This is a genomic window from Enterobacter sp. BWH64, from assembly GCF_001037645.1.
Classification (GTDB): domain Bacteria; phylum Pseudomonadota; class Gammaproteobacteria; order Enterobacterales; family Enterobacteriaceae; genus Enterobacter; species Enterobacter hormaechei_C.
This window is the reverse complement of the sequence record NZ_KQ089922.1, coordinates 902,235-927,576: the sequence shown is the minus strand read 5'-3', so window position 1 is coordinate 927,576 and position 25,342 is coordinate 902,235. Positions and strand designations below refer to the sequence as shown.

The window sequence follows — 25,342 nt, the reverse complement described above, 5'->3', positions numbered from 1 at the left end:
CCTTAAAAAGAGGGGCAATCACGTACCAAATATCTCTTCCACCATGCCATCCACCAGCCGTTTTGCCGAACAGAGTCTCGGCATTCCCAGCGCGACCGTTTGCCAGCTCTGCGTCACTGACCAGCTCACCGGATGTTTATCCGCCTGACACCAGTCCCCCAGCCAGCCCAGCATATCTTTATAATCAATCAGACCGGGAGAAGCGGGCGTCGTCAGCCACTGATGGTAAAAATGCCGGGTGGTGGGAGAAGCATTAATTCCCTGTGCCAGATAGTTTGCGGCCATGCTGCGCAGATTATCTTTCAGCATGGCCGCCACATCGCTATTCGCCAGACGACAGGCATCGCCAAACGCCCCCCAGCGCAACTCTTCCAGCACGATAAAGCAGCGGCCAGCCAGCGACCAGCCGTCATACTGCCCGGCTCGCCAGCGGGTAAAAATTTGCTCACTGTGCTCACCCGCCTGAACCGTAAGGCCGCGCTGCGCGAGCGCTTTCTCTTTATAGGCGGCACGCTGGTTGAAATGTGAGGAGAGCTCTTCGTACTGTTGCAACAATCCGGGCGGTTGAGGGAGGCGTGGATTCACCTGCTGGCGCAGGGCTACCAGCCTGTCGGACATACGGGTCAGCGCAAGGTGTCCGGGGTCGAGCATACCGGCCAGTTTCTCCGCCAGACCCAGCCGCAGCGCTGCATTTTCGTTGAGCATTCCCGCCATTGCCCACGGCCGCAGCCGGGTCTGCGTAATGATCTCCTGCGTCAAACGCTCACGAAATTGCAGTTGCTGTGGCCCCAGGAGGGAGTGACGTGCAGCGTCCGCCCCCTGGAGCAAATCGACCATAAATTTTGGGTGAATACACTCCAGCGTCCGCCCGGGACCGTCCAGTAGCTGTGTTGTCATGGTTGCTCTGCCGCGAATAAGGTTTGAATATCATCGCGTAACAGTCGGGTATCTTCCTGAATCCACGCCGCAGTAGTCATACTTTGCTTCAACAACTGGCTAAGCGCCCGGGTTGAATGTTCATTCTGCTGCCGCACGGCAAGGCTATCACGCAAGCTTTCCTGTAACCCGGTCAGGCACAACGAAAACTCTGCAAAGAACGTTGCCATACCTGCCGTAACAGAGACATCGACCTGCGCGGCCAAAGCTTTACGTATTTGATCGCAAAACTGATCGATATGTTGCGTAAATTTGCCATGAAGCTGAACGATGTCGATGACATAGCGTGTGCGCGTCACGACATACTCTTCCCAGCCCCAGCCGGGATTATTGAGCCAGCGCGAGACGGTATTACGTACGCTGCCTGCCCCGGCTGGCTGACTGGCGGGAGGGGTGTCCTGCACAATGGCATCATTAAATAAGCCGCGCGTATTGAAATTAAGCTGGTTTGCCTGAAACGCCGGGAAGCTAATCCGCGCCCGAAATCCGGCATGACTGAGCTGTTCCTTGATTCGCGTCTCGATAGGGCGCATCGCCTCATTCAACGATCGGGCAAGCGTAGACTCCAGCTGATCGAAGCGTAACGCCAGCTCCCGGCCAATTCTGCTCTGCGCATTCAGCATAATCTGCTCGCATGACGATCGAATCTTGCTCAGGACAATCTGCGCCTGCCCTTCATCGTCAAGCACCAGCTGCTGGATTGCATCCGCGTCGTCTGCACGCAAACTGGATGGCTCGCGCCCTGCTAAATCAAGAATAGACGGGCGGCTAAAAATGTCGCCCAGCGCCTGGTGAAGTTCACCTTTCTGGCGAAGCAGGAATGCATCCGTTGTGTTGAGCGCCTCTTCAACTTCATGCTGGACCTCATCGCTCACCACGCTCTGCCGCTGACGCAGCAACGTCATATCCTCTTCCAGACGCGCAATATTCAGCTCCAGCTCATCAAAAGCGACCGTCAGTCCCTGATGGCGAAAATCCAGGTATTCTCTGGCATTTTGCGCATAGTTCAGCAGCTTATGCGATGCCGACCGCAAAGCGAACAGCGAGGCGTTGGCGTAAGCCGCGTAAATCAGTTTGCGGATGGGCTGTTCGAACAGCGAATCCTCCCACAGCAGATCCGCCGCATGGCGAATATGGTCAATATCGTCCAGGTCGGCCGTTCGCCAGCGGCGGCCCAGCGCGGCCTCGGCAAAATCCTGTACCCAACGCTGATCCTGATGATCGGGAAGGCGCCCATGAACGTTCATCTCATAGCGGGCGCGGTTTGCCAGATAGGCCCACATGGAAGAGACCGGATAAATTTGCCCCGGAGAAATATTTCCTTTCATCAGCGTGCCGGAAATCATCGCCCGCACCTGCTCTTCATCGTCGCTGTTACGATCTTTCTGATCGAATTTGTTGACCAGGGCGTAAAGCGGTACGGATTTCCCGGCAGCCGAAATTGCCTGACGAACCTCCGCATCAGAAATAGATTTAAGCTGTGTATAGTCCATCACCGCCAGCACGGCGGAGGCGCGCGCCAGCTGCTCGCTGAGCATTTTTTGCAGGTGCGGCTGACCGGCCTCGTTCGGCCCCGGCGTGTCAAGCAGCGTCAGTTGCCCCAGGTGCGCATCCAGACCGGCGAGATGCACAAACTCCACCTCAATCACCGGAATATGTTCTATCGCGGCATACTCAGAGAACGGAAACTCCACGCCCAGCGCCTGAGACAGCCGCACCAGATCGTTCAGGCTTTTCAGACAATGAAAGATGGGCTCCGCGCCCAGGTGATGTTTTTCAAACGCCTCACCTCTTTCTATGCGCTCCAGCAGCGTATTCATGTCCTTGTCGATTTCCAGACGCCGCGCCAGCTTGCCGCGATCTTTATCGCACAGTTTTTTCTGCAACTGGGTAATCAGGGTATCGATGGGCGAAACGTGCAAAAAATGCAGCACCGGCTCCTTCTGGCCCGGCGTATGGCGGATCAGCGTGGGAAGTGCCGTCATCGGACGATTGCGGTTCGGCAGCACTTCCGTGCCCACAATCGCATTAATGGTGGTCGATTTTCCCGCTTTCATGGTACCCACAATCGCCAGCACCATTTCGAGGCGGGTTATTTTGCGTAATTCGTTATTCAGCATCGCCTGCTGAGCGTCGACACCCCGTGCGCTAAAATGTAACGGCAAAACGTTGTTATTAACGCCGCTCATCGCAGCGGCTGTGCTATCCAGCTTTGCAATCGGCATAGATTTTAATGAATCAAGATTGTTCAGAGCGAGCTGTAACAATCGTTCAGCTTCCTGGCTTAATTCAAATATGGTCTGTGTGTGCATGATAAAAGCCTTCCCTTAACGCAAATTTATTACTTTTATTAAGCCACGATGTTTTAATTATACTTTTCAGGCTTATATGGTCACGTATGGAAAACATGTTCATTTAATACAACTAACTGAAGATAATGAGAATTTAAAAACCACCCTCGTAATACGTGTAAAACATCCCCTGGCCAGAAAGCCAAAAGTGAATAGACAAAACGCATTTTCAGGAAACATCAGGATATATCATCGTTATTTACCCACCAAAAAAGAGAGGTATTCCCTGGCGCCAAAAGATGTATGGCGTCAGAAGAGGATAGATAAATAACGGCTTGTTCCTTCACCTTATCCGAAATGGCACAGCGTAGCAATTTGCTGTAATAAAATATTCGATACATTTAGCATGATTACGATCTCTGCCGTTCAGGGCTTAAGCTTCCCTTAATTCACTGACAGTTCGTGTCATCGCTTGCGCATTTATGCGCTATTTTTATAAAACAATATCACCGACAAAAGTGGGGATTTGCGTTATACTCGCTGCCTTTTTCGGCACACTGCCGTCATTTAGCTGGCGTTTTCCAGCGTGTTAACACTTTTGAGGATACCAACATGCAACTTCCACACTGCCCGAAATGCAATTCTGAATACACCTATGAAGACAATGGCATGTTCGTTTGCCCGGAATGCGCCCATGAATGGAACGATGCGGAGCCTGCACAGGACAGCGATGCGCTGATCGTGAAAGACGCAAACGGCAACCTGCTGGCAGACGGCGACAGCGTTACCGTTGTGAAAGATCTGAAGGTAAAAGGCAGTTCCTCCATGCTGAAGATCGGCACTAAAGTCAAAAATATCCGTCTGGTTGAAGGCGATCATAATATCGACTGCAAAATTGACGGCTTCGGTCCGATGAAACTGAAATCTGAGTTCGTGAAAAAGAACTGATTGTCCCGCCCGGTGACGCTTCGCTTACCGGGCGTTCGGGAACTACACTTAACGGGCTTTTCTTACGTGAGGTAAAGATTATGCCGTTAAGTCCCTACATCTCTTTCGCCGGCAACTGTGCGGAGGCGACGGCCTTCTATCAGCAGGCCGTCGGCGCAGAGCTCCTCTACAAAATCACCTTCGGCGAAATGCCCAAAGACGAAAACAGTGAAGAAGGCTGTCCGTCAGGCATGAACTTCCCGGATACCGCCATCGCCCACTCTAACGTCCGCATTGCCGGCAGCGATATCATGATGAGCGATGGTCTGCCACCCGGCAGCAGCGCGCAGTACGCCGGATTTACGCAGGTGCTCGACACGCAGGACGTGGATGAAGGCAAACGCTGGTTCGACAACCTCTCTGATGGCGGCAATGTCGAAATGGCCTGGCAGGAGACTTTCTGGGCGCACGGATTCGGGAAAGTCACCGACAAATACGGCGTGCCGTGGATGATTAACGTCGTTAAGCAGCAGCACTAATTTTCGGGCGGTGGGCAGTCTGCCTCCGCCTGTCATCAAACTCCCCTCAACTCTTCAAATTCCCGCAACCGAGACTTAACCCAAATGTCATATTGATGCGCCAGCATGAGGCCACATTTATCGTGAGGCCCGGCACATGCAAACTGTCATTCGCGTCGAGAAACTGAGCAAAACCTTCCATCACAACAAGGCGCTGCATGCCGTTGATCTGACCGTCCAGCAGGGCGAAATGGTGGCGCTGTTGGGGCCGTCTGGTTCAGGTAAATCAACCCTTCTTCGTCACTTGAGCGGCCTGATTACCTGTGACAAAACGCCGGAAAGCCGCGTCGAACTGTTGGGGAACACCGTGCAACATGCGGGGCGTCTGGCGAGCGATATTCGCAAAAGCCGCGCTCAGACGGGCTATATCTTTCAGCAGTTCAACCTGGTGAACCGCCTGACCGTGCTCGAGAACGTGCTGATTGGCGCGCTCGGCAGCACCCCGTTCTGGCGCACCTGCCTGCGCTGGTTCTCCCCATCCCAGAAGCAAGAAGCCTTACAGGCGCTGACCCGCGTCGGCATGGCGCATTTCGCCCACCAGCGCGTCTCCACGCTCTCCGGCGGACAGCAGCAGCGCGTCGCCATCGCCCGCGCCCTGATGCAGAAAGCCAAAATCATTCTGGCCGATGAACCTATCGCCTCGCTGGATCCGGAATCGGCCCGCATCGTGATGGAAACCCTGCGCGACATCAACCAGAACGACGGCATCACCGTGGTGGTGACGCTGCATCAGGTGGATTACGCCCTGCGCTACTGCGAGCGCATCGTCGCCCTGCGTCAGGGCCATGTGTTCTTCGATGGCGCAAGCCACCAGTTTGATAACGAACGTTTCGATCATCTCTACCGCAGCGTAAACCGCGTCGAAGAGCGCGCGCAGGCTGCTTAACGTCCCCATAACGAGGAATGGACATGAACTACAAAGCCGTTGCCGCGCTGGCCTTCACCAGCATGTTCAGCATCAGCACCCTGCTAAGCCCTGCTTACGCTGAGGAACAGGAAAAAGCGCTGAACTTTGGCATCATTTCAACGGAATCACAGCAAAACCTGAAGCCGCAGTGGGAACCGTTCCTGAAAGATATGGAAACCAAACTGGGGATCAAAGTAAACGCCTTCTTCGCCCCGGACTACGCGGGCATCATTCAGGGAATGCGCTTCAACAAAGTCGACATCGCCTGGTATGGCAACCTCTCTGCTATGGAAGCGGTAGATCGCGCGAACGGCCAAGTCTTCGCCCAGACCGTTGCGGCAGACGGCTCCCCGGGCTACTGGAGCGTGCTGATCGTTAACAAAGACAGCCCGATCAACAATCTCAACGACATGCTCGCCAAACGCAAAGAGCTGACCTTTGGTAACGGCGACCCGAACTCCACTTCCGGCTTCCTCGTCCCTGGCTATTACGTCTTCGCGAAAAACAACGTCTCCGCCAGCGACTTTAAGCGCACGGTCAACGCCAGCCACGAAACCAACGCCCTGGCCGTGGCGAATAAGCAGGTTGACGTCGCCACCAACAACACTGAAAACCTCGACAAGCTGAAGACCTCCGCGCCGGACAAGCTGAAGGAAATCAAGGTTATCTGGAAATCGCCGCTGATCCCGGGCGACCCGATCGTGTGGCGCAAAAACCTCTCTGAGAATACCAAGGACAAGGTCTACGACTTCTTTATGAACTACGGCAAAACGCCGGAAGAGAAAGCGGTTCTGGCGCGTCTGGGCTGGGCGCCGTTCCGCGCGTCCAGCGATTTGCAGCTGGTGCCGATTCGCCAGCTGGCGCTGTTCAAGCAGATGCAGGGCGTGAAGGACAACAAGGGTCTGAAGGAAGAAGAGAAGACCAGCAAAGTGTCGGAAATTCAGGCGCAGCTGGACGATCTCGACCGCCTGACCGCCGCGCTCGGCGCCATGACCAGCGTGAATAAAGCGGTGCAGTAACGCTTTTCTCCCTCTCCCTTGAGGGTGAGGGGGAAATACGCACGCTGATGCCCTCACCCCGGCCCTCTCCCACAGGGAGAGGGAGAACAGATCGTAGGCCGGATAAGCGTAGCGCCATCCGGCACACAAAGAGCCACGGAGTAAAACATGCAAACCATCACCCTCCCGCCGCCAAAGCGCAGCTGGTTCTCGCTCATAAGCTGGGCCGTTCTGCTGGCGGTGCTCGTTATCTCCTGGAAGGGCGCGGAGATGGATCCGCTGCTGCTCTTCAGAGACTCGGGCAACATGGCGACCTTCGCCGCCGACTTCTTCCCGCCGGACTTCAGCCAGTGGCAGGACTACCTCGGTGAAATGGCGATCACCCTGCAAATTGCCGTCTGGGGCACCGCCCTCGCCGTGATCCTTTCCATTCCGTTTGGCCTGATGAGCGCCGAAAACATCGTGCCGTGGTGGGTTTACCAGCCGATGCGTCGCCTGATGGACGCCTGTCGCGCCATCAACGAAATGGTCTTTGCGATGCTGTTCGTGGTCGCCGTCGGCCTGGGTCCGTTCGCGGGCGTGATGGCGCTGTTCATCCACACCACCGGCGTGCTCTCCAAGCTGCTCTCCGAAGCGGTTGAAGCCATCGAGCCCGGCCCGGTGGAAGGCATCCGCGCAACCGGAGCGAACAAAATCGAAGAGATCCTGTACGGCGTCCTGCCGCAGGTGATGCCGCTGCTCATCTCCTACTCCCTGTACCGCTTCGAGTCCAACGTTCGCTCCGCCACCGTGGTCGGCATGGTGGGCGCAGGCGGCATTGGCGTCACCCTGTGGGAAGCCATTCGTGGTTTCCAGTTCCAGCAAACCTGCGCCCTGATGGTGCTCATCATCGTCACCGTGAGCCTGCTGGATTTCCTCTCTCAACGTTTGCGTAAGCACTTCATCTGAGAAGCGAGGCTTTGATTTGTATGCACTTATCCAGACATCAGACCAGTTACCCCACCCGCTGGCAAGAGATTGCGGCAAAGCTCGAAGTGGAGCTGCGCACGCACTACCGCTGCGGAGACTACCTGCCCGCTGAGCAGCAGCTTGCCGACCGCTACGAAGTGAATCGCCACACCCTGCGTCGCGCCATCGATCAACTGGTGGAGCGCGGCTGGGTCCAGCGCCGTCAGGGCGTCGGCGTACTGGTGCTGATGCGTCCGTTCGACTACCCGCTCAATGCCCAGGCGCGTTTTAGCCAGAACCTGCTCGATCAGGGCAGCCACCCCACCAGCGAAAAGCTGCTGTCAGTCCTGCGCCCCGCCTCCCGCCACGTGGCGGACGCGCTGGGGATTCAGGAGGGCGACAACGTCGTTCACCTGCGCACGTTGCGCCGGGTGAACGGCGTGGCGGTCTGTCAGATCGACCACTACTTCGCGGACCTCACCCTCTGGCCCGTGCTGCAACATTTCGCCAGCGGTTCCCTGCATGATTTTCTTCAGGACGCGACGGGTATCGCGCTCAAACGCACCCAGACGCGCATCAGCGCCCGCCGCGCGCAGGCGAAAGAGAGCAAGGTGCTGGAGATCCCCAACATGGCCCCGCTGCTCTGCGTGCGCACCCTCAACCACCGTGACGGCGACGTCAACGCAACGGAATACTCCGTCAGCCTGACCCGCGCCGACATGATTGAATTTACCATGGAGCACTGAATGCACTTCGACACCTCCACTCGTCAGCGCTGGATGCGCGTGCTGGCCCACAGCCAGCCTGATGCGCTGGCTGCCCGCATGAGCGCGCTCGGCCTGACGCCGGACTACGACACGATCCGCGCGCCGGAGATCGGCCTGGTGCAGATCCAGGCACGCATGGGCGGCACCGGCGAGCGCTTCTTCGCCGGCGATGCCACCCTCACCCGCGCGGTGATCCGCCTGAAAAGCGGCACGCTAGGCTACGGCTACGTACTTGGGCGCGACAAAACGCACGCCGAACGCTGCGCAGCGATCGACGCGCTTTTACAGGAACAGCCGCATTTTCAGACGTTAATGGAAACCCTTATTGCCCCGCTGGAAGCCGACCGCGCCGCACGCCTTGCCGCGCGTCAGGCCGAAGTGAATACCAGTCGGGTCGACTTCTTTACGCTCGTTCGCGGAGACAACGCATGACGCTTCAACCTGCTTTTACCCTGGCCGTCCAGGATGCCCAACAGAGTTTCCGTCGCCTGCTGAAAGCCATGAGCGAGCCGGGCGTCATTGTCTCGCTGCACCAGCTCTCCCAGGGCTGGCTGCCGCTGAACCTCGCCTCGACCAGCGTGCTGCTGACCCTGGCGGACAACGACACCCCGGTATGGCTGTCAGGCGCATTGCTGAACGATATCGCCAGCCAGAACCTGCGCTTTCACACCAACGCGCCGCTGGTCGAGCAGCCCCAGCAGGCGGTCTTCGCCGTGGTCGACGAGCAAATCAGCCACGAAGAGCTTAACGCCCTGAGCGAAGGCAGCGCCGTCGCACCGGAAACCAGCGCCACGCTGATTTTGCAGGTCTCCAGCCTGAGCGGTGGCCGCATGCTGCGCCTGACGGGTGCAGGGATTGCCGACGAGCGGATGGTCGCCCCCCAGCTGCCGGAGTGCATCATTCATGAGCTGACCGAGCGCCCGCATCCGTTCCCGCTCGGTATCGACCTGATCCTGACCTGCGGCGAGCGCCTGCTGGCGATCCCGAGAACCACTCACGTGGAGGTGTGCTGATGTACGTTGCCGTCAAAGGGGGCGAGAAGGCGATCGCCGCCGCCCATGCCTTGCAGGCGCACAGACGCCGGGGGGATGACGCCCTTCCCGAGCTGAGCGTCGCCCAGATTGAGCAGCAGTTAAACCTGGCCGTCGACCGCGTGATGACCGAAGGCGGCATCGCGGACCGCGAACTGGCGGCGCTGGCGCTGAAACAGGCCAGCGGCGATAACGTGGAAGCCATCTTCCTGCTGCGCGCTTACCGCACTACGCTTGCGAAGCTGGCGGTTAGCGAGCCGGTGAATACGGCGGAAATGCGATTAGAGCGCCGTATTTCTGCGGTGTACAAAGATATTCCTGGCGGCCAGCTGCTTGGTCCGACCTACGACTACACCCATCGCCTGCTGGACTTCACTCTGCTGGCGAACGGTGAAACACCGCAGCTCAGCGTCTCTGACGCTGAACAAGACGCCTCCCCGCACGTCTTTAGCCTGCTGGCAAACCAGGGGCTGGCGAAGGCGGAAGAGGACACCGGCAGCACACCGGATGACATCACCCGCACGCCGCCGGTCTATCCCTGTTCGCGCTCGTCCCGCCTGCAACAGCTGATGCGCGGTGACGAAGGGTATCTGCTGGCGCTGGCCTACTCCACGCAGCGCGGCTACGGGCGCAACCACCCGTTCGCGGCAGAGATCCGCAGCGGTTATATCGACATTGAAATCGTGCCGGAAGAGCTGGGTTTTGCGGTGAACATCGGCGAACTGCTGATGACCGAGTGCGAAATGGTCAACGGTTTTGTCGCGCCAGAGAATGAAGATCCGCACTTTACCCGCGGCTACGGGCTGGTGTATGGCCTGAGCGAGCGCAAGGCGATGGCGATGGCGCTGGTTGACCGTGCGCTCCAGGCGCCGGACTACGGCGAGCATATTGCAGGCCCGGCACAGGACGAAGAGTTCGTGCTGGCCCACGCGGATAACGTTGAGGCCGCCGGCTTTGTCTCGCACCTCAAGCTGCCGCACTACGTCGATTTCCAGGCCGAACTGGAACTGCTGAAACGCCTGCAACGGGAGCGCGCCAATGGCTAACTTAAGCGGCTACAACTTTGCCTATCTGGACGAACAAACTAAACGCATGATCCGCCGCGCCATCCTGAAGGCAGTGGCGATCCCCGGCTACCAGGTGCCATTCGGCGGCCGCGAAATGCCAATGCCCTACGGCTGGGGCACCGGCGGTATTCAGATCACCGCCAGCGTGATCGGCGAAGCGGACGTGCTTAAGGTCATTGACCAGGGGGCAGACGACACCACCAACGCCGTGTCGATCCGCAACTTCTTTAAGCGCGTAACGGGCGTTAATACTACCGAAAAAACCGAAGACGCGACGCTGATCCAGACCCGTCACCGCATTCCGGAGACCCCGCTGACTGAAGATCAGATTTTGATTTTCCAGGTGCCGATCCCGGAGCCGCTGCGTTTTATTGAGCCGCGGGAAACCGAAACCCGCACCATGCACGCCCTGGAAGAGTACGGGATCATGCAGGTCAAACTGTATGAGGACATCGCCCGCTTCGGCCATATCGCCACCACCTACGCCTACCCGGTGAAGGTGAACGGCCGCTACGTGATGGACCCGTCGCCGATCCCGAAATTCGATAACCCGAAGATGGACATGATGCCCGCCCTGCAACTTTTTGGCGCCGGACGTGAAAAACGCATCTACGCCGTACCGCCGTACACCCGTGTGGAGAGCCTGGATTTTGACGATCACCCGTTTACGGTGCAGGAGTGGGACGAGCCGTGCGCCATCTGCGGTTCGAAGCATAGCTATCTGGATGAAGTGGTGCTGGACGACACGGGCAAACGGATGTTTGTCTGCTCCGACACCGATTACTGCCGCCAACAGAGCGAGGCGAACAGCCAATGAAACCGCTGCTTTCGGTTAATAACCTGACTCACCTTTATGCGCCGGGCAAAGGCTTTAGCGACGTGTCGTTTGAGCTGTGGCCGGGCGAAGTGCTGGGCATTGTCGGCGAGTCCGGCTCCGGTAAAACCACCCTGCTGAAGTCCATCTCCGCGCGCCTGACGCCGCAGAATGGCGACATTTTGTATGAGGGCGTGTCGCTGTATGGCATGAGTGAAGCCGATCGCCGCCGCCTGCTGCGCACCGAGTGGGGCGTGGTGCACCAGCACCCGATGGATGGCCTGCGCCGCCAGGTGTCGGCGGGGGGCAACATCGGCGAACGGCTGATGGCCACCGGCGCGCGCCACTACGGCAACATCCGCGCCACGGCGCAGCACTGGCTGGAAGAGGTTGAAATTCCCGCCTCGCGCATCGACGACCTGCCGACCACCTTCTCCGGCGGCATGCAGCAGCGTTTACAGATTGCCCGCAATCTCGTCACCCATCCGAAGCTGGTGTTTATGGATGAACCGACCGGCGGGCTGGACGTCTCTGTACAGGCTCGCCTGCTCGACCTGCTGCGCGGCCTGGTGGTGGAGCTAAACCTGGCGGTGGTGATTGTCACCCACGATTTAGGCGTCGCGCGCCTGCTGGCAGACCGCCTGCTGGTGATGAAGCAGGGTCAGGTGGTGGAAAGTGGGTTAACCGACCGCGTGCTCGACGATCCCCATCATCCTTATACCCAGCTGCTGGTGTCGTCCGTATTGCAGAACTGAGGGCGCGGTTGCCGGGTGGCGCTGCGCTTACCCGGCCTACGAACACCGCACCTTGTAGGCCGGGTAAGGCGAAGCCGCCACCCGGCAAAACGAACACCGCACCCGTAGGCCGGGTAAGGCGAAGCCGCCACCCGGCAAAACGAATCGCGAGGCCAAAATGATCCACGTTGAAAATGTCAGTAAAACCTTTGTGCTCCACCAGCAAAACGGCGTCCGCCTGCCGGTACTGCAAAATGCCTCGTTAGAGGTCAGCAACGGCGAATGCGTGGTGCTGCATGGCCATTCCGGCAGCGGAAAATCCACCCTGCTGCGCTCCCTGTATGCCAACTACCTGCCGGACGAAGGCCATATTCATATTCGCCATAACAATGAATGGTTCGATCTGGTTCAGGCTCCCGCGCGCAAAGTGCTGGAAGTGCGCCGCTCGACGATCGGCTGGGTCAGCCAGTTCCTGCGAGTGATCCCGCGGATCTCCGCCCTGGACGTGGTCATGCAACCCCTGCTGGATCTCGGCGTGCCGCGCGAAACCTGCGCCGCTAAAGCCGCCAGCCTGCTGACGCGCCTCAACGTACCGGAGCGTCTGTGGCACCTCGCCCCGTCGACCTTTTCCGGCGGCGAGCAGCAGCGCGTCAACATCGCCCGCGGCTTTATCGTCGATTACCCGATTTTACTCCTGGATGAACCCACCGCCTCGCTCGACAGTAAGAACAGCGCAGCGGTGATGGAACTGATCGAACAGGCCAAAGCGCGCGGCGCGGCGATCGTCGGGATCTTCCACGACGACGCCGTCCGCCAACGCGTGGCGGACAGACTGCACCCGATGGGGACAAACGTATGATTATCAATAATGTCAGGCTGGTGCTGGAAAATGAGGTCGTGAACGGCTCGGTTGAGGTGCGGGACGGTGTCATACGCGCCTTTGCCGAAACCCGGAGCCGCACTCCTGAAGCGATGGACGGCGAAGGCGGCTGGCTGCTGCCGGGGCTGATTGAGCTGCATACCGATAATCTCGATAAATTCTTCACCCCGCGCCCAAAGGTGGACTGGCCTGCTCATTCAGCGATGAGCAGCCACGACGCGCTGATGGTCGCCAGCGGCATCACCACGGTGCTGGACGCGGTGGCGATTGGCGACGTGCGCGACGGCGGCGATCGCCTGGAGAATCTGGAGAAGATGATCAACGCCGTGGAGGAGACGCAAAAGCGCGGCCTCAACCGCGCCGAGCACCGCCTGCACCTGCGCTGCGAGTTGCCGCACCACACCACCCTGCCGCTGTTTGAGAAGCTGGTGGGCCGCGAGCCGGTCTCGCTGGTTTCCCTGATGGATCACTCGCCGGGGCAGCGCCAGTTCGCCAACATTGAAAAGTATCGCGAATACTATCAGGGCAAATATTCGCTCAACGACGCGGAGATGGCGCGCTACGAAGAAGAGCAGCTCCAGCTGGCGGCCCAGTGGTCGCAGCCGAATCGCCTCTCCATTGCCGCGATGTGCCGGGACCGTAATATTGCCCTGGCCAGCCATGACGACGCCACGCACGATCACGTGCGCGAATCCCACCAGCTTGGCAGCGTGATAGCTGAATTTCCCACCACGTTTGAAGCGGCAGAGGCATCGCGTAAGCACGGCATGAACGTCCTGATGGGCGCGCCAAATATCGTGCGCGGCGGATCGCACTCCGGCAACGTGGCGGCAAGCAGGCTCGCCTCGCTCGGCCTGCTGGATATCCTCTCCTCTGACTATTACCCCGCCAGCCTGCTGGACGCGGCCTTCCGCGTCGCGGACGACGAGAACAACAGCTTCACGCTGCCACAGGCGATTCGCCTGGTGACGAAAAACCCGGCCAGCGCGCTTAATCTTCACGATCGCGGTGAAATTGCCGAGGGGAAACGGGCCGATCTGGTGCTCGCCCACCGTAAGGGCGAGCACATTCATATCGACCACGTCTGGCGTCAGGGAAAAAGGGTGTTCTGATGGGAAGACTCATCTGGTTAATGGGCCCGTCCGGCTCCGGGAAGGACAGCCTGCTGTCGGCGTTACGGCAGCGGGAACATTCACAGCTGCTGGTCGCGCACCGCTATATCACGCGCGATGCCAACGCCGGAAGCGAGAACCATATCGCCCTGAGCGAGCAGGAGTTTTTTACCCGCGCCGGACAAAACCTGCTGGCGCTGAGCTGGCATGCCAACGGTTACTACTATGGCGTCGGTATTGAGATTGACCTCTGGCTGCATGCGGGGTTCGACGTACTGGTTAACGGCTCGCGGGCGCATCTCCCGCAGGCTCGCGCCCGGTACGAAGCGGCGCTGCTCCCGGTCTGTTTGCAGGTTTCCCCGGACGTTCTCCGTAGCCGGCTGCAAAAGCGGGGGCGCGAAAACGCGCGCGAGATCGACCAGCGGCTGGAACGGGCGGCGCGCTACACCCCGTCGGGTTGCCATCTCCTCAATAACGACGGAAGTTTGCTACAGTCAGTCGAGACCTTGCTATCGCTTATTCGCCAGAAGGAGAAACAGCATGCCTGACTGCCAGCTTCGCCCCGCCACCGCCGACGATGCGCCGATCGTTTACGCGCTGATCTGCGAACTTAAGCAGGCCGAGTTCGATCATCAGGCGTTTCACGCCGGGTATCTGGCCAACTTGCAGGATCACAATATGCGTTACCAGCTGGCCGAGCTGGACGGGCAGATCATCGGTATGATCGGCCTGCATATGCAGTTTCACCTGCATCACGCCCGCTGGATCGGCGAGATCCAGGAGCTGGTGGTGATGCCGCAGGCGCGCGGATTAAAAGTGGGCAGCCAGCTGCTGGCCTGGGCAGAGGACGTCGCGCGACAGGCAGGCGCCGAGCTGATCGAGCTTTCCACCAGCGTGAAGCGCGTGGACGCGCACCGTTTTTATGTTCGTGAAGGATATACGCAAAGCCATTTCCGCTTCACCAAACCGCTGTAGAGGTGCGTTATGAGTCTGACGATCACGCTGACAGGAACCGGAGGGGCTCAGCTGGTGCCGGTGTTTGGCTGCGACTGCGCGGCGTGCCGACGGGCGCGTTTACAGGAAAATTATCGCCGTCGCCCCTGTAGCGCGGCGGTGAAATTCAACGATTCGGTCACCTTGCTGGACGCGGGTATTCCACACCTGATGGACGACTGGCCCGCGGGGAGTTTCAGGCAGATTTTGCTTACCCATTATCATATGGATCACGTTCAGGGGCTTTTTCCTCTGCGCTGGGGCGTGGGAGCGACCATTCCGGTTTACGGTCCGCCGGACGACGCAGGCTGTGACGACCTGTTCAGGCATCCGGGCCTTCTCGATTTCAGCCACACGGTGGAGCCGTTTGTGATGTTTGAACTTCAGGGCTTGCGGGTCACGCCGCTGCCGCTCAACCATTCAAAACTCACGTTTGGCTATCTGCTGGAGTCCGCCCACAGCCGCGTGGCGTGGCTTTCTGATACCGCCGGGCTACCGGATAAAACGGTGACGTTTCTGCTAAACAATCAGCCGCAGGCGATGATTATCGACTGTAGCCATGAACCGCGCCCGGAGACGCCGCGCAACCATTGTGACTTGAATACGGTGATTGCGCTGAACGAGGTGATTGGCTGTCCGCAGGTGATCCTGACGCATATCAGCCATCAGTTTGACGTGTGGATGATGAATAACCCGCTGCCGTCCGGCATTGAAGCGGGGTATGACGGGATGGTGCTGGTGTTGGATTAAATTTTGCCGGGTGGCGGCTGCGCCTTACCCGGCCTACGCGTTGCAATACCAGGGTTACCACCGATCGTAATCATCCTCTAACCGGCGCTCATCCTCTTCTAACCGACGCCGATCGTCATCCAGCTGCCGCTGACGCTCGTCTAAACGCTGGCGTCGATCTTCTAACTGTCGACGACGATCGTCGTACTGGCGGCTGTCGGTTTGACGGCTGCGATCGTAACGATCGTCGTCGTCATCATTACGGCTGCTGCCGGGGTTATAGGCGTCGTTGATCGCCTGCTGAATATTGCCAATGGCATCATCAATCACATCGGCATGCGCCAGTTGGCTGGTTAAAGTCAGCAGACCCAATAACAGAGCGGTAGAGTAACGTTTCATAAGGCCAGACTCGCAGGTGAACTGGCCTTACGGTAATGAATGGCAGGGAACCGGGGTAGCGGAGGAATCTCAATTCCTGGCCTGTTCAATCGCCCCTATCGCATCGACTCGCGCCTGATGTCGTCCCCCTTCAAACGGTGCATTTAGCCAGGCATCGACGATCATTTTTGCCAGCTCCAGTCCGACCACGCGCGAACCAAATGCCAGCACATTCGTGTTGTTATGCTGCCTTGAAAGCTGAGCTGAATAAGGTTCGCTACAGACCACTGCGCGGATGCCCGGGAACTTATTGGCCGTAATGGAGATCCCTACCCCCGTTCCGCAGATCAGGATGCCGCCATCCACCTCCTTATCGATAATAGCCTGTGCAACCGCGCTGGCATAATACGGGTAGTCAGTACGCTCCGGGGAACAGGTGCCTTTATCCACCACGTCGATGCCACGCGCGCGCAGATGGGCCAGAATATCCTCTTTCAGCATAAAACCTACGTGATCGCAGCCAAATGCAATCTTTTTCATAATAAACCTCATCGTGGGTTAACTTTACGAACTCGATGGAGTTGTGATTTAAGACCGGTCAGTTGTGCAATAAAACCTCAAAACCATCGAGTTCTGCGCGTGTTCTACACCCCTGACTTTGACATTTCAACTCTCTCATGACGGTATATTTCTTACGGCATGCATTAAAATCCGTTAACGTGTCATAATTATATTATTGATTTTTAAGGTCATCCTAAAGCAACCGCCCATCAAAACTTCACAGACAATAAAACTTTATGAATTTTCAAATATTGTGAAGTTGCCAGCATATTTTCATGCCAGAGTGTGGTGATATAGTGTCGTCTTCATTTTTAAGGACAAAAGAGAGCGATGAGTCAGTCAGAATTTAAAAAAGAGCTGCCTAACGGCATTGGCCTTGCACCGTACCTGCGCATGAAGCAGGAAGGCATGACCGACAACGAAAGCCGTATCGTCGACTGGCTGCTCCAGCCGGGTAACCTGAGCGGCGCGCCTGCGATTAAAGACGTTGCCGAAACGCTGATGGTGTCGGAAGCGATGATCGTGAAAGTGGCCAAACTGCTCGGCTTTAGCGGTTTCCGTAACCTGCGTGCGGCGCTGGTCGACTACTTCTCGCAATCCGAACAAGTATTACCTGCGGAACTCGCTTTTGATGAAGCACCACAGGATGTGGTTAACAAAGTGTTCAATATTACGCTGCGCACCATTATGGAAGGCCAGTCGATAGTGAACGTGGATGAAATTCACCGCGCGGCACGTTTCTTCGCCCAGGCCAACCAGCGCGATCTGTACGGTGTGGGTGGTTCTAACGCTATTTGCGCCGACATCCAGCATAAGTTTCTACGCATCGGCGTGCGCTGCCAGTCGTATCAGGACGCGCACATTATGATGATGTCGGCATCGCTGCTGAAGGAAGGGGATGTGGTACTGGTGGTCTCCCATTCCGGCCGCACCAGTGATGTGAAAGCAGCAGTTGAGTTAGCAAAAAAGAACGGCGCCAAAATTATCTGTATTACTCATAGCTACCATTCACCGATTGCTAAACTTGCTGATTATATTATTTGTTCGCCAGCACCAGAGACCCCGTTATTAGGGCGCAACGCCTCCGCGCGTATATTACAGCTTACATTATTAGATGCGTTATTTGTTTCCGTTGCACAACAAAACATCGAACAGGCCACACTTAATATGCAAAAAACCGGCGCTATTGTGGATTTCTTCTCTCCTGGCGCACTGAAGTAAATTAAAAGGTTAATCCTGCTCAGGCGGGATTAACAACAACATACCCTACATTGAGAACACTGCTATGAATAAATATCTGAAATATTTCAGCGGCGCCGCTATGGGCTTAATGTTATCCACCAGCGCGTTTGCTGCTGCGGAATATGCGGTGGTATTAAAAACGCTCTCCAATCCATTCTGGGTGGATATGAAGAAAGGGATTGAAGATGAAGCCAAAACCCTGGGAGTAAGCGTTGATATTTTTGCCTCGCCGTCAGAAGGGGATTTTTAGTCCCAGCTACAGCTGTTCGAAGATCTGAGTAATAAAAAATACAAGGGTATCGCTTTTGCCCCACTCTCCTCCGTGAATCTGGTCATGCCCGTCGCGCGCGCCTGGCAGAAAGGTCTCTATCTGGTGAATCTCGATGAAAAAATCGATATGGATAACCTGAAAAAAGCAGGTGGCAATGTAGAGGGGTTTGTCACAACGGACAACGTGGCCGTCGGCGCAAAAGGGGTCGATTTTATTATCAATAAACTTGGTGCGGAGGGGGGCGAAGTCGCAATCATTGAGGGTAAAGCCGGTAACGCATCGGGCGAGGCGCGCCGCAATGGCGCAACAGAAGCCTTCAAAAAAGCAAACCAAATTAAGCTGGTTGCCAGCCAGCCCGCTGACTGGGATCGCATTAAAGCTCTGGATGTGGCAACCAACGTGCTGCAACGAAACCCGAATCTGAAAGCCTTCTACTGCGCGAACGATACCATGGCAATGGGCGTGGCACAGGCGGTGGCAAACGCCGGTAAAATCGGCAAAGTGCTGGTGGTCGGCACCGATGGTATCCCAGAGGCGCGTAAGATGGTCGAAGCCGGTCAGATGACGGCAACCGTCGCACAAAACCCGGCGGACATCGGGGCGACCGGCCTGAAATTAATGGTGGATGCCGCGAAAACCGGGAAAGTCATCCCGCTGGAAAAAACGCCTGAATTCAAGTTGGTGGATTCGATTCTGGTGACAAAATAACGCAGAACTGTGCGGCTTGATGCCCTCACTCCGGCCCTCTCCCACAGGGAGAGGGTGAACAGAGAAGGAAATAAACATGGTCACGCCATATATCTCTATGGCGGGGATCGGCAAATCCTTTGGTCCGGTTCACGCATTAAAATCGGTTGATTTAACTATATACCCTCATGAGATCCACGCGTTATTAGGGGAAAATGGTGCCGGTAAATCAACCTTAATGAAAGTATTATCGGGAATTCATGAACCGACCAAAGGCTCCATTATTATTAATGAAAAGAATTACGACAAATTGGATCATAAACTGGCAGCAAGACTGGGCATCGGCATTATATATCAGGAACTCAGCGTTATTGATGAATTAACCGTGCTGGAAAATCTATATATAGGCCGTCACCTGACTAAAAAGGTTTGTGGCATCAGGATTATTGACTGGAAAGAGATGCGCATTCGCGGTGCGATGATGCTCTTACGCGTCGGATTAAAAGTCGATTTAGATGAAAAAGTAGCGAATTTATCCATCAGCCATAAACAGATGCTGGAAATCGCGAAAACCTTAATGCTCGATGCCAAAGTGATCATTATGGATGAACCCACATCTTCATTAACCAATAAAGAGGTGGATTATCTTTTCTTGATCATGAATCAGCTGCGTAAAGAAGGCACCGCCATTGTCTATATCTCGCATAAGCTCGCGGAAATCCGCCGCATCTGCGACCGCTACACGGTAATGAAAGACGGTTCCAGCGTATGCAGTGGCCTGGTGAGTGACGTTTCAAACGACGACATTGTGCGCCTGATGGTCGGCCGCGAACTGCAAAACAGCTTTAACGCCATGAAAGAGAGCACCGGCAACATCGAACGCGACACGGTGTTTGAGGTGAACAACGTCACCAGCCGGGACAAGAAAAAAGTGCGTGATATTTCGTTCAGCGTGAACCGCGGCGAAATACTGGGTTTTGCGGGTCTGGTCGGCTCGGGACGTACCGAACTGATGGACTGTCTCTTCGGCGTGGATAAACGCGCGAGCGGTGAAATTCGCCTCAACGGCAAAACCATCTCCCCGCATTCGCCTCTGGATGCGTTGAAAAAAGGGATGGCCTACATCACCGAAAGCCGCCGCGAAAATGGCTTTTTCCCTAATTTCTCTATCGCCCAAAACATGGCCGTCAGCCAGAGCCTGAAAAACGGTGGCTATAAAGGGGCCATGGGGCTCTTTCGCGAGCATGAAGAACGCAAGACCGCCGAAGCACAGCGCCAGTTGCTGGCGTTGAAGTGCCAAAGCGTAGAGCAAAACATCACCGAACTCTCCGGCGGCAATCAGCAAAAGGTGCTGATTTCTAAATGGCTGTGTTGCAACCCGGACGTCATCATTTTTGATGAACCCACGCGAGGCATCGACGTCGGCGCAAAGGCCGAAATCTACAAGGTGATGCGCCAGCTGGCTGACGAAGGCAAGGTCATCCTGATGGTGTCATCTGAATTACCTGAAATTATCGCCGTCTGCGACCGCATCGCCGTGTTCTGCGAAGGGCGGCTGACGCAAATCCTGACCAATCGCGACGACATGAGCGAAGAGGAGATCATGGCATGGGCATTACCACAAGAGTGAAAGGCGATATGGCGGAGAAAAAGCCATTTAACTTCGCGCTGTTCTGGGACAAGTACGGTACCTTTTTTATCCTCGCGATTATAGTCGCCATCTTTGGCACGCTGTCATCGGAGTACTTCCTCACCACCAACAACATCACGCAGATTTTTGTCCAGAGCTCGGTAACGGTGCTGATCGGAATGGGCGAATTCTTTGCCATCCTTGTCGCGGGTATTGATCTGTCCGTCGGAGCCATTCTGGCACTCTCCGGCATGGTGACTGCCAAACTGATGCTGGCTGGTGTCGACCCGTTTTTTGCAGCACTGATTGGCGGCGTACTGGTCGGCGGCGCGCTGGGGGCGATCAATGGCTGTCTGGTCAACTGGACCGGGCTACATCCGTTCATTATCACTCTCGGTACTAACGCCATTTTTCGCGGCATCACGCTGGTGATTTCCGACGCTAATTCCGTCTATGGCTTCTCGTTCGACTTTGTAAACTTCTTCGCTGCCAGCGTCCTCGGGATACCCGTATCGGTCATCTTCTCGCTGATCGTCGCGGTGATCCTCTGGTTCCTCACCACCCGTATGCGGCTAGGGCGCAATATCTACGCCCTGGGCGGTAACAAAAACTCGGCGTTCTACTCCGGCATCGACGTGAAGTTTCATATTCTGGTGGTGTTCATTATTTCTGGCGTATGCGCCGGGCTGGCGGGCGTGGTGTCGACTGCGCGTCTGGGCGCAGCGGAGCCGCTGGCCGGGATGGGATTTGAAACATACGCCATCGCCAGCGCCATCATCGGCGGAACCAGCTTCTTCGGCGGTAAAGGCCGCATCTTCTCGGTCGTGATTGGTGGTCTCATCATCGGCACCATCAATAACGGACTCAATATCTTACAGGTACAAACCTACTACCAGCTGGTGGTAATGGGCGGGTTGATTATCGCCGCTGTTGCCCTCGACAGATTGATCAGTAAGTAAGGAAATCACTATGAAAATTTCACCCTCCCTGATGTGTATGGATCTGCTGAAATTCAAAGAACAGATCGAATTTATTGACCAGCACGCGGACTACTTCCATATCGACATCATGGACGGCCACTTTGTGCCTAATCTGACGCTGTCTCCGTTCTTTGTCGGCCAGGTGAAGAAGCTCGCCACCAAACCACTGGACTGTCACCTGATGGTGACTCGCCCGCAGGACTACATAAGCCAGCTGGCGCAGGCCGGAGCAGACTTCATCACACTGCACCCGGAGACCATCAACGGTCAGGCTTTCCGCCTGATTGAAGAGATCCGTCGTCACGGTATGAAGGTGGGACTCATCCTCAACCCGGAAACCCCGGTTGAGGCAATGAAATACTATATTCATAAGGCGGACAAAATCACCGTGATGACCGTCGATCCAGGCTTTGCCGGGCAGCCGTTCATTCCGGAAATGCTGGAGAAAATTGCCGAGCTGAAAGCCTGGCGCGAACGCGAAGGGCTGAGCTATGAGATTGAGATCGATGGCTCATGCAATCAGGCCACCTATAAAAAACTGATGGCCGCCGGCGCAGATGTCTTTATCGTCGGAACGTCTGGTCTGTTCAACCATGCAGAGAATATCGGGGATGCATGGCAGCTTATGGCCGGGCAGATCCTGTCGGCACGAAACGAGGTTGTTCCTCATGCAAAAACAGCCTGATGTCGTCGCCGGAGTGGATATGGGGGCCACTCATATCCGTTTTTGCCTGCAAACGGCCGACGGTGCGGTGTTGCATTGTGAAAAACAGCGCACCGCGGAGGTTATCCGCTCTGGTGTGGTGTGCGGCGTGACGGAAATGATCACGGCTCAGCTGCGTCATTTACAGGTTCACTGTCGCGGTCTGGTCATGGGCTTTCCGGCACTGGTCGGCAAAGACAAACGCACCATTATTTCGACGCCAAATCTGCCTTTGCAGGCGAATGAGCTCCGCGATCTGGCGGGAAAACTTGAAGATGCGCTAGGCTGCCCGGTCGAATTTTCCCGCGACGTTAACCTTCAGCTTTCGTTTGACGTGGTGCAACACAATCTCCAGCAGCAAGAGGTTCTGGCGGCCTACCTTGGCACCGGCATGGGATTTGCCATCTGGCTAAACGGTGCTCCATGGACGGGCGCGCACGGCGTAGCGGGCGAGCTCGGGCATATTCCACAGGGGGATATGACGCGGCACTGTGGTTGTGGCAACCCGGGATGTCTGGAAACGGTTTGTTCCGGTATCGTATTGAAACAGTGGTACGAACAGCAGCCCCGCGAGTATGCGATGGGAGATATCTTTTCAGCCGTACCCGATGACCCCTTCGTACAGCAACTCCTGAATCATGCAGCCCGCGCCATTGCCACCAGTGTAAATCTGTTCGATCCGGATGCGGTGATCCTCGGAGGCGGCGTAATGGATATGCCTGGCTTTCCGCGCGAAGCGCTGATTGTCGGGATAAAGCAGCATTTGCGCCGCCCGCTGCCGCATGAGTCCGTGAAATTTATCCCTGCCTCGTCGTCGTCTTTTAACGGCGCTCAGGGGGCCGCTACCCTGGCTCGCTGCCGGTTCCTGCCATCACCTTGCGCAGCGCCTGCGCCAGCTGTGCGCGGGTGAAAGGTTTTCGCAGTAACTGAACGTCCGGCAGCTGCGGGTTATGCGCCGGGCGCAAATCCTGCCCGCTGATCAGCAGCACCGGCAACTGCGGATAGTGGCTGCGTACATGGCCGATCACCTCCGCACCACTCAGGCCGCCCGGCAACATCAGGTCGCTGATAAACATGCCGATATCCGGTGATGCGTCCAGCATGTTCAGCGCCTGCTCGCCGTTTTCGGCTTCAAGCGTCAGGTAGCCAAGCTGGTGCAGTTGCTCGCACAGGGTCTGCCGCACGCCCGCCTCATCTTCCAGGACCAGCACAAGCAGCTCACTCTCTGCCGGGGCCGTGGTCGCCAGCGCGGCATCATCGGAGAACGCGGGCAGCGTCGAGCGCGGCAGCTGGAGCCGCACGGTGGTTCCCTGCCCCGGCGCGCTTTCGATCTCAACGCGCCCCCCGGACTGACGCACAAAGCCGTACACCATCGACAGCCCTAACCCGCTGCCGCTGCCGGTCTGTTTGGTGGTGAAGAACGGTTCAAAGACCTGCGATTTCACCTCCTGCGACATCCCGCAACCGTGGTCAATCACCTCCAGCGCGACCATATCCTGCCTACGCCCGTCGCTGCGGGTCACACGCTGGTTCCAGGTGCGGATTTTGATCACACCATTTTGCCCCTCCATTGCATCACGGGCGTTCATTACCAGGTTGATAATGGCGTTTTCCAGCTGGCTGACGTCAATCCATGCGGGCCAGGCCGGGGTTTGCGCTTCAATATCCAGCGTCAGCGTGGCGGGAAGCGAGTGCCGCATCAGCTCGCTCAGGTTCTCCAGCAGCGGCTTCATCTCTACCGCATGAGGTTGCAGGGATTGCTTGCGCGAGAAGGCCAGCAGACGCTGGGTGAGCATGGCCCCGCGTTCCGCGGCTTTGAGCGCACGAGTGATGCGCGGCGCGTCCGGTGACGCTGAATCGGTCAGCTCCAGACTGCCGATAATCACCGCCAGCAGGTTATTAAAATCATGCGCCAGCCCGCCCGTCAGTTGCCCAACCGCCTTCATTTTCTGGCTGTGCAGCAGCGCCTCCTCCAGCCCCTGACGTTCGATGCGGTCGACCTCCATCTGCGAGGTCTTCTCCTTCAGTAGCCGCGTGGTGTGCTCCAGCGAAGCGGTATTGCGGGCAAAAACGTTAAACGCGCGCGCCAGTTCCCCCAGCTCATCACGCCGCTGTAGCGCGGGCACCGACACATCCTGCTCGCCGTGAGCGAGGCGCGACATTGCCCTTGAGATAGCCGTCAGGTTGGAGCCCAGATTGCGGTAAATATACCAGCAGGCGCAGCCGGTGATGATCAGCGCCAGCACCGCGAAGACGCTGATAAACACGCTGATGGAGCGCAGCTCCTGGTGGCTTTGGGCGGTACGCAGCCGGGAGGCCTGCGCCACCTGTTCAACGTACTGATTGATGTCGCGGTTTAATATCGCCACCAGCGCCTTGATGTGGAACATGTACCAGCTGATGGACAGATCGCTCTCCTCCAGCTGCTTTGACAGTGGCGCGAGCTTGCGCAGCTCATCATTAAAATCCGGGAGCACCAGGTTGACCACCGGTTGCAGGGCGCTCGCGGGTAACATCGCGGTTACTGCATCCAGCTGCTGCACCGTGGCGCGCGGTGAAGGGGTATCAATGGCGGCAACGATCAGCCTGTCCATCTCTGCAAGCTGCCGGGCGTCTGGCACATTGCTCGCGTAACGGCGGTTGATATCCTGCAAATGACGCAGATAGCTTTGGCTTTGATACAGCGCGCTGAGCAGCGCGTTACGCTCCAGATGCCGTTTTTGCCCGCGCTCCAGCATTCCCGTCACGCTCTGCTGTAACTCATTGCTCCTGCGGATAATACGCGCCACCAGCGCCGGCTCCTGCTGCGCCAGCGGCGCATCGGCAAGCTGCTCCAGCGAGTGGCGCAGCGCCATCTGCGTCTGTTTAAGCCGTTCAGCTTCGCCTTTGTACTCCAGCGCACCGACTACCTGCGACAGCCGCACCGCCGCCGTCGCCACATTCGCGGTATCACGCGCGAGGTTCATGCTGCCAGTCATATCATCCAGCGTTTGCTGCTGCACCTGCTCCTGGATCTGGCTGGCATGACGAAAGCCGAGCACCGCCACGCCGCTTACCATCAGCGTTACCGCCACCACCAGCAGGTTAAATATCAGCAGGCGACCGCGGGCGCTGGTGAAGAACGGGGGGCGTGAAGACATGGGTTTGGGCTCCTCTGCGGTTTGGTGCCCTCACCCTG

Annotated in this window: 26 protein-coding genes and 1 pseudogene; 22 read left to right on the top strand and 5 right to left on the bottom strand. The window is 57.1% G+C overall.

Annotation, left to right across the window (positions count from 1 at the left end; translation table 11 throughout):
- Positions 1-18 precede the first annotated feature (18 nt).
- Both SK50_RS04435 and crfC read right to left on the bottom strand, forming a co-directional pair.
- Positions 19-897 carry a diguanylate cyclase regulator RdcB family protein gene (locus SK50_RS04435; protein WP_048229126.1) on the bottom strand — a complete coding sequence of 293 codons (879 nt, stop codon included), beginning with the start codon at positions 895-897 and terminating at the stop codon, positions 19-21.
- On the bottom strand, positions 894-3,248 hold the full coding sequence (crfC, locus tag SK50_RS04430) for a clamp-binding protein CrfC (protein ID WP_015570228.1): 2,355 nt from the start codon (positions 3,246-3,248) through the stop codon (positions 894-896). The genes SK50_RS04435 and crfC overlap by 4 nt, the downstream gene beginning before the upstream one ends.
- Before the next feature lie 591 nt (positions 3,249-3,839).
- Between crfC and SK50_RS04425 the strand changes: the two genes are divergently transcribed.
- The 16 genes from SK50_RS04425 to phnP all read left to right on the top strand — a co-directional run bounded on the left by SK50_RS04425 (position 3,840) and on the right by phnP (position 15,733).
- Positions 3,840-4,175: a zinc ribbon domain-containing protein YjdM gene (locus SK50_RS04425; protein WP_003860206.1), complete on the top strand. Its 336-nt coding sequence runs from the start codon at positions 3,840-3,842 to the stop codon at positions 4,173-4,175.
- A gap of 80 nt (positions 4,176-4,255) precedes the next feature.
- Positions 4,256-4,693, top strand: a complete 438-nt coding sequence (gene yjdN / locus SK50_RS04420; RefSeq protein ID WP_048229124.1) for a VOC family metalloprotein YjdN — start codon at positions 4,256-4,258, stop codon at positions 4,691-4,693.
- Positions 4,694-4,829: 136 nt separating this feature from the next.
- Positions 4,830-5,618, top strand: a complete 789-nt coding sequence (gene phnC, locus SK50_RS04415; protein WP_003860210.1) for a phosphonate ABC transporter ATP-binding protein — start codon at positions 4,830-4,832, stop codon at positions 5,616-5,618.
- Positions 5,619-5,641: 23 nt separating this feature from the next.
- On the top strand, positions 5,642-6,658 hold the full coding sequence (phnD, locus tag SK50_RS04410; protein WP_032104778.1) for a phosphonate ABC transporter substrate-binding protein: 1,017 nt from the start codon (positions 5,642-5,644) through the stop codon (positions 6,656-6,658).
- 147 nt (positions 6,659-6,805) lie between these two features.
- Entirely contained in the window at positions 6,806-7,585 is a 780-nt protein-coding gene (phnE, locus tag SK50_RS04405; protein ID WP_023302942.1) for a phosphonate ABC transporter, permease protein PhnE, read from the top strand.
- A gap of 20 nt (positions 7,586-7,605) precedes the next feature.
- Positions 7,606-8,331: a phosphonate metabolism transcriptional regulator PhnF gene (phnF, locus tag SK50_RS04400; RefSeq protein ID WP_048229121.1), complete on the top strand. Its 726-nt coding sequence runs from the start codon at positions 7,606-7,608 to the stop codon at positions 8,329-8,331.
- Positions 8,332-8,784: a phosphonate C-P lyase system protein PhnG gene (gene phnG / locus SK50_RS04395; protein WP_017694700.1), complete on the top strand. Its 453-nt coding sequence runs from the start codon at positions 8,332-8,334 to the stop codon at positions 8,782-8,784. It begins immediately after the preceding gene.
- A complete protein-coding gene (gene phnH, locus SK50_RS04390; protein ID WP_032652244.1) occupies positions 8,781-9,365 on the top strand; it encodes a phosphonate C-P lyase system protein PhnH in 585 nt (194 codons plus the stop codon). Before phnG ends, phnH begins: the two co-directional genes overlap by 4 nt.
- Positions 9,365-10,429 (top strand): carbon-phosphorus lyase complex subunit, encoded by a 1,065-nt coding sequence (locus tag SK50_RS04385; protein WP_015570222.1) that lies wholly within the window; start codon positions 9,365-9,367, stop codon positions 10,427-10,429. Before phnH ends, SK50_RS04385 begins: the two co-directional genes overlap by 1 nt.
- Positions 10,422-11,267, top strand: a complete 846-nt coding sequence (gene phnJ, locus SK50_RS04380) for an alpha-D-ribose 1-methylphosphonate 5-phosphate C-P-lyase PhnJ (protein ID WP_006810438.1) — start codon at positions 10,422-10,424, stop codon at positions 11,265-11,267. Before SK50_RS04385 ends, phnJ begins: the two co-directional genes overlap by 8 nt.
- Positions 11,264-12,019, top strand: a complete 756-nt coding sequence (gene phnK, locus SK50_RS04375) for a phosphonate C-P lyase system protein PhnK (RefSeq protein WP_015570221.1) — start codon at positions 11,264-11,266, stop codon at positions 12,017-12,019. Before phnJ ends, phnK begins: the two co-directional genes overlap by 4 nt.
- 157 nt (positions 12,020-12,176) lie before the next feature.
- Positions 12,177-12,857, top strand: coding sequence for a phosphonate C-P lyase system protein PhnL (phnL, locus tag SK50_RS04370; protein ID WP_045344645.1), 681 nt, complete (start codon positions 12,177-12,179; stop codon positions 12,855-12,857).
- Positions 12,854-13,990, top strand: a complete 1,137-nt coding sequence (phnM, locus tag SK50_RS04365) for an alpha-D-ribose 1-methylphosphonate 5-triphosphate diphosphatase (RefSeq protein WP_015570219.1) — start codon at positions 12,854-12,856, stop codon at positions 13,988-13,990. The genes phnL and phnM overlap by 4 nt, the downstream gene beginning before the upstream one ends.
- Positions 13,987-14,538, top strand: coding sequence for a ribose 1,5-bisphosphokinase (gene phnN, locus SK50_RS04360; protein WP_032104477.1), 552 nt, complete (start codon positions 13,987-13,989; stop codon positions 14,536-14,538). Before phnM ends, phnN begins: the two co-directional genes overlap by 4 nt.
- Positions 14,531-14,965, top strand: a complete 435-nt coding sequence (phnO, locus tag SK50_RS04355; RefSeq protein ID WP_048229118.1) for an aminoalkylphosphonate N-acetyltransferase — start codon at positions 14,531-14,533, stop codon at positions 14,963-14,965. Before phnN ends, phnO begins: the two co-directional genes overlap by 8 nt.
- 9 nt (positions 14,966-14,974) lie before the next feature.
- Positions 14,975-15,733: a phosphonate metabolism protein PhnP gene (gene phnP, locus SK50_RS04350; protein ID WP_032620756.1), complete on the top strand. Its 759-nt coding sequence runs from the start codon at positions 14,975-14,977 to the stop codon at positions 15,731-15,733.
- A gap of 54 nt (positions 15,734-15,787) precedes the next feature.
- Here phnP and yjdP read toward each other — a convergent pair whose 3' ends face one another.
- On the bottom strand, positions 15,788-16,111 hold the full coding sequence (gene yjdP, locus SK50_RS04345) for a DDRRRQL repeat protein YjdP (RefSeq protein ID WP_017382647.1): 324 nt from the start codon (positions 16,109-16,111) through the stop codon (positions 15,788-15,790).
- Positions 16,112-16,180: 69 nt separating this feature from the next.
- On the bottom strand, positions 16,181-16,630 hold the full coding sequence (gene rpiB / locus SK50_RS04340) for a bifunctional allose-6-phosphate isomerase/ribose-5-phosphate isomerase RpiB (protein ID WP_023295775.1): 450 nt from the start codon (positions 16,628-16,630) through the stop codon (positions 16,181-16,183).
- Between the two features lie 351 nt (positions 16,631-16,981).
- Between rpiB and alsR the strand changes: the two genes are divergently transcribed.
- The 6 genes and pseudogenes from alsR to alsK all read left to right on the top strand — a co-directional run bounded on the left by alsR (position 16,982) and on the right by alsK (position 23,074).
- Positions 16,982-17,872 carry a MurR/RpiR family transcriptional regulator gene (gene alsR / locus SK50_RS04335; protein ID WP_015570213.1) on the top strand — a complete coding sequence of 297 codons (891 nt, stop codon included), beginning with the start codon at positions 16,982-16,984 and terminating at the stop codon, positions 17,870-17,872.
- 64 nt (positions 17,873-17,936) lie between these two features.
- Positions 17,937-18,872 (top strand): annotated as a pseudogene (gene alsB / locus SK50_RS04330) (D-allose transporter substrate-binding protein).
- Between the two features lie 76 nt (positions 18,873-18,948).
- On the top strand, positions 18,949-20,481 hold the full coding sequence (gene alsA / locus SK50_RS04325; RefSeq protein ID WP_032620755.1) for a D-allose ABC transporter ATP-binding protein AlsA: 1,533 nt from the start codon (positions 18,949-18,951) through the stop codon (positions 20,479-20,481).
- The gene (alsC, locus tag SK50_RS04320) at positions 20,460-21,440 is read left to right on the top strand and encodes a D-allose ABC transporter permease (protein WP_048229116.1); all 981 of its coding nucleotides are present in this window, start codon (positions 20,460-20,462) and stop codon (positions 21,438-21,440) included. Before alsA ends, alsC begins: the two co-directional genes overlap by 22 nt.
- Before the next feature lie 10 nt (positions 21,441-21,450).
- A complete protein-coding gene (gene alsE / locus SK50_RS04315) occupies positions 21,451-22,146 on the top strand; it encodes a D-allulose 6-phosphate 3-epimerase (protein WP_015570210.1) in 696 nt (231 codons plus the stop codon).
- Positions 22,130-23,074, top strand: coding sequence for an allose kinase (gene alsK / locus SK50_RS04310; RefSeq protein ID WP_032620751.1), 945 nt, complete (start codon positions 22,130-22,132; stop codon positions 23,072-23,074). Before alsE ends, alsK begins: the two co-directional genes overlap by 17 nt.
- Here the strand turns inward: alsK and SK50_RS04305 are convergent.
- A complete protein-coding gene (locus tag SK50_RS04305; protein WP_015570208.1) occupies positions 23,007-25,304 on the bottom strand; it encodes a hybrid sensor histidine kinase/response regulator in 2,298 nt (765 codons plus the stop codon). The two genes, alsK and SK50_RS04305, sit on opposite strands and share 68 nt — an antisense overlap.
- Positions 25,305-25,342 lie beyond the last annotated feature (38 nt).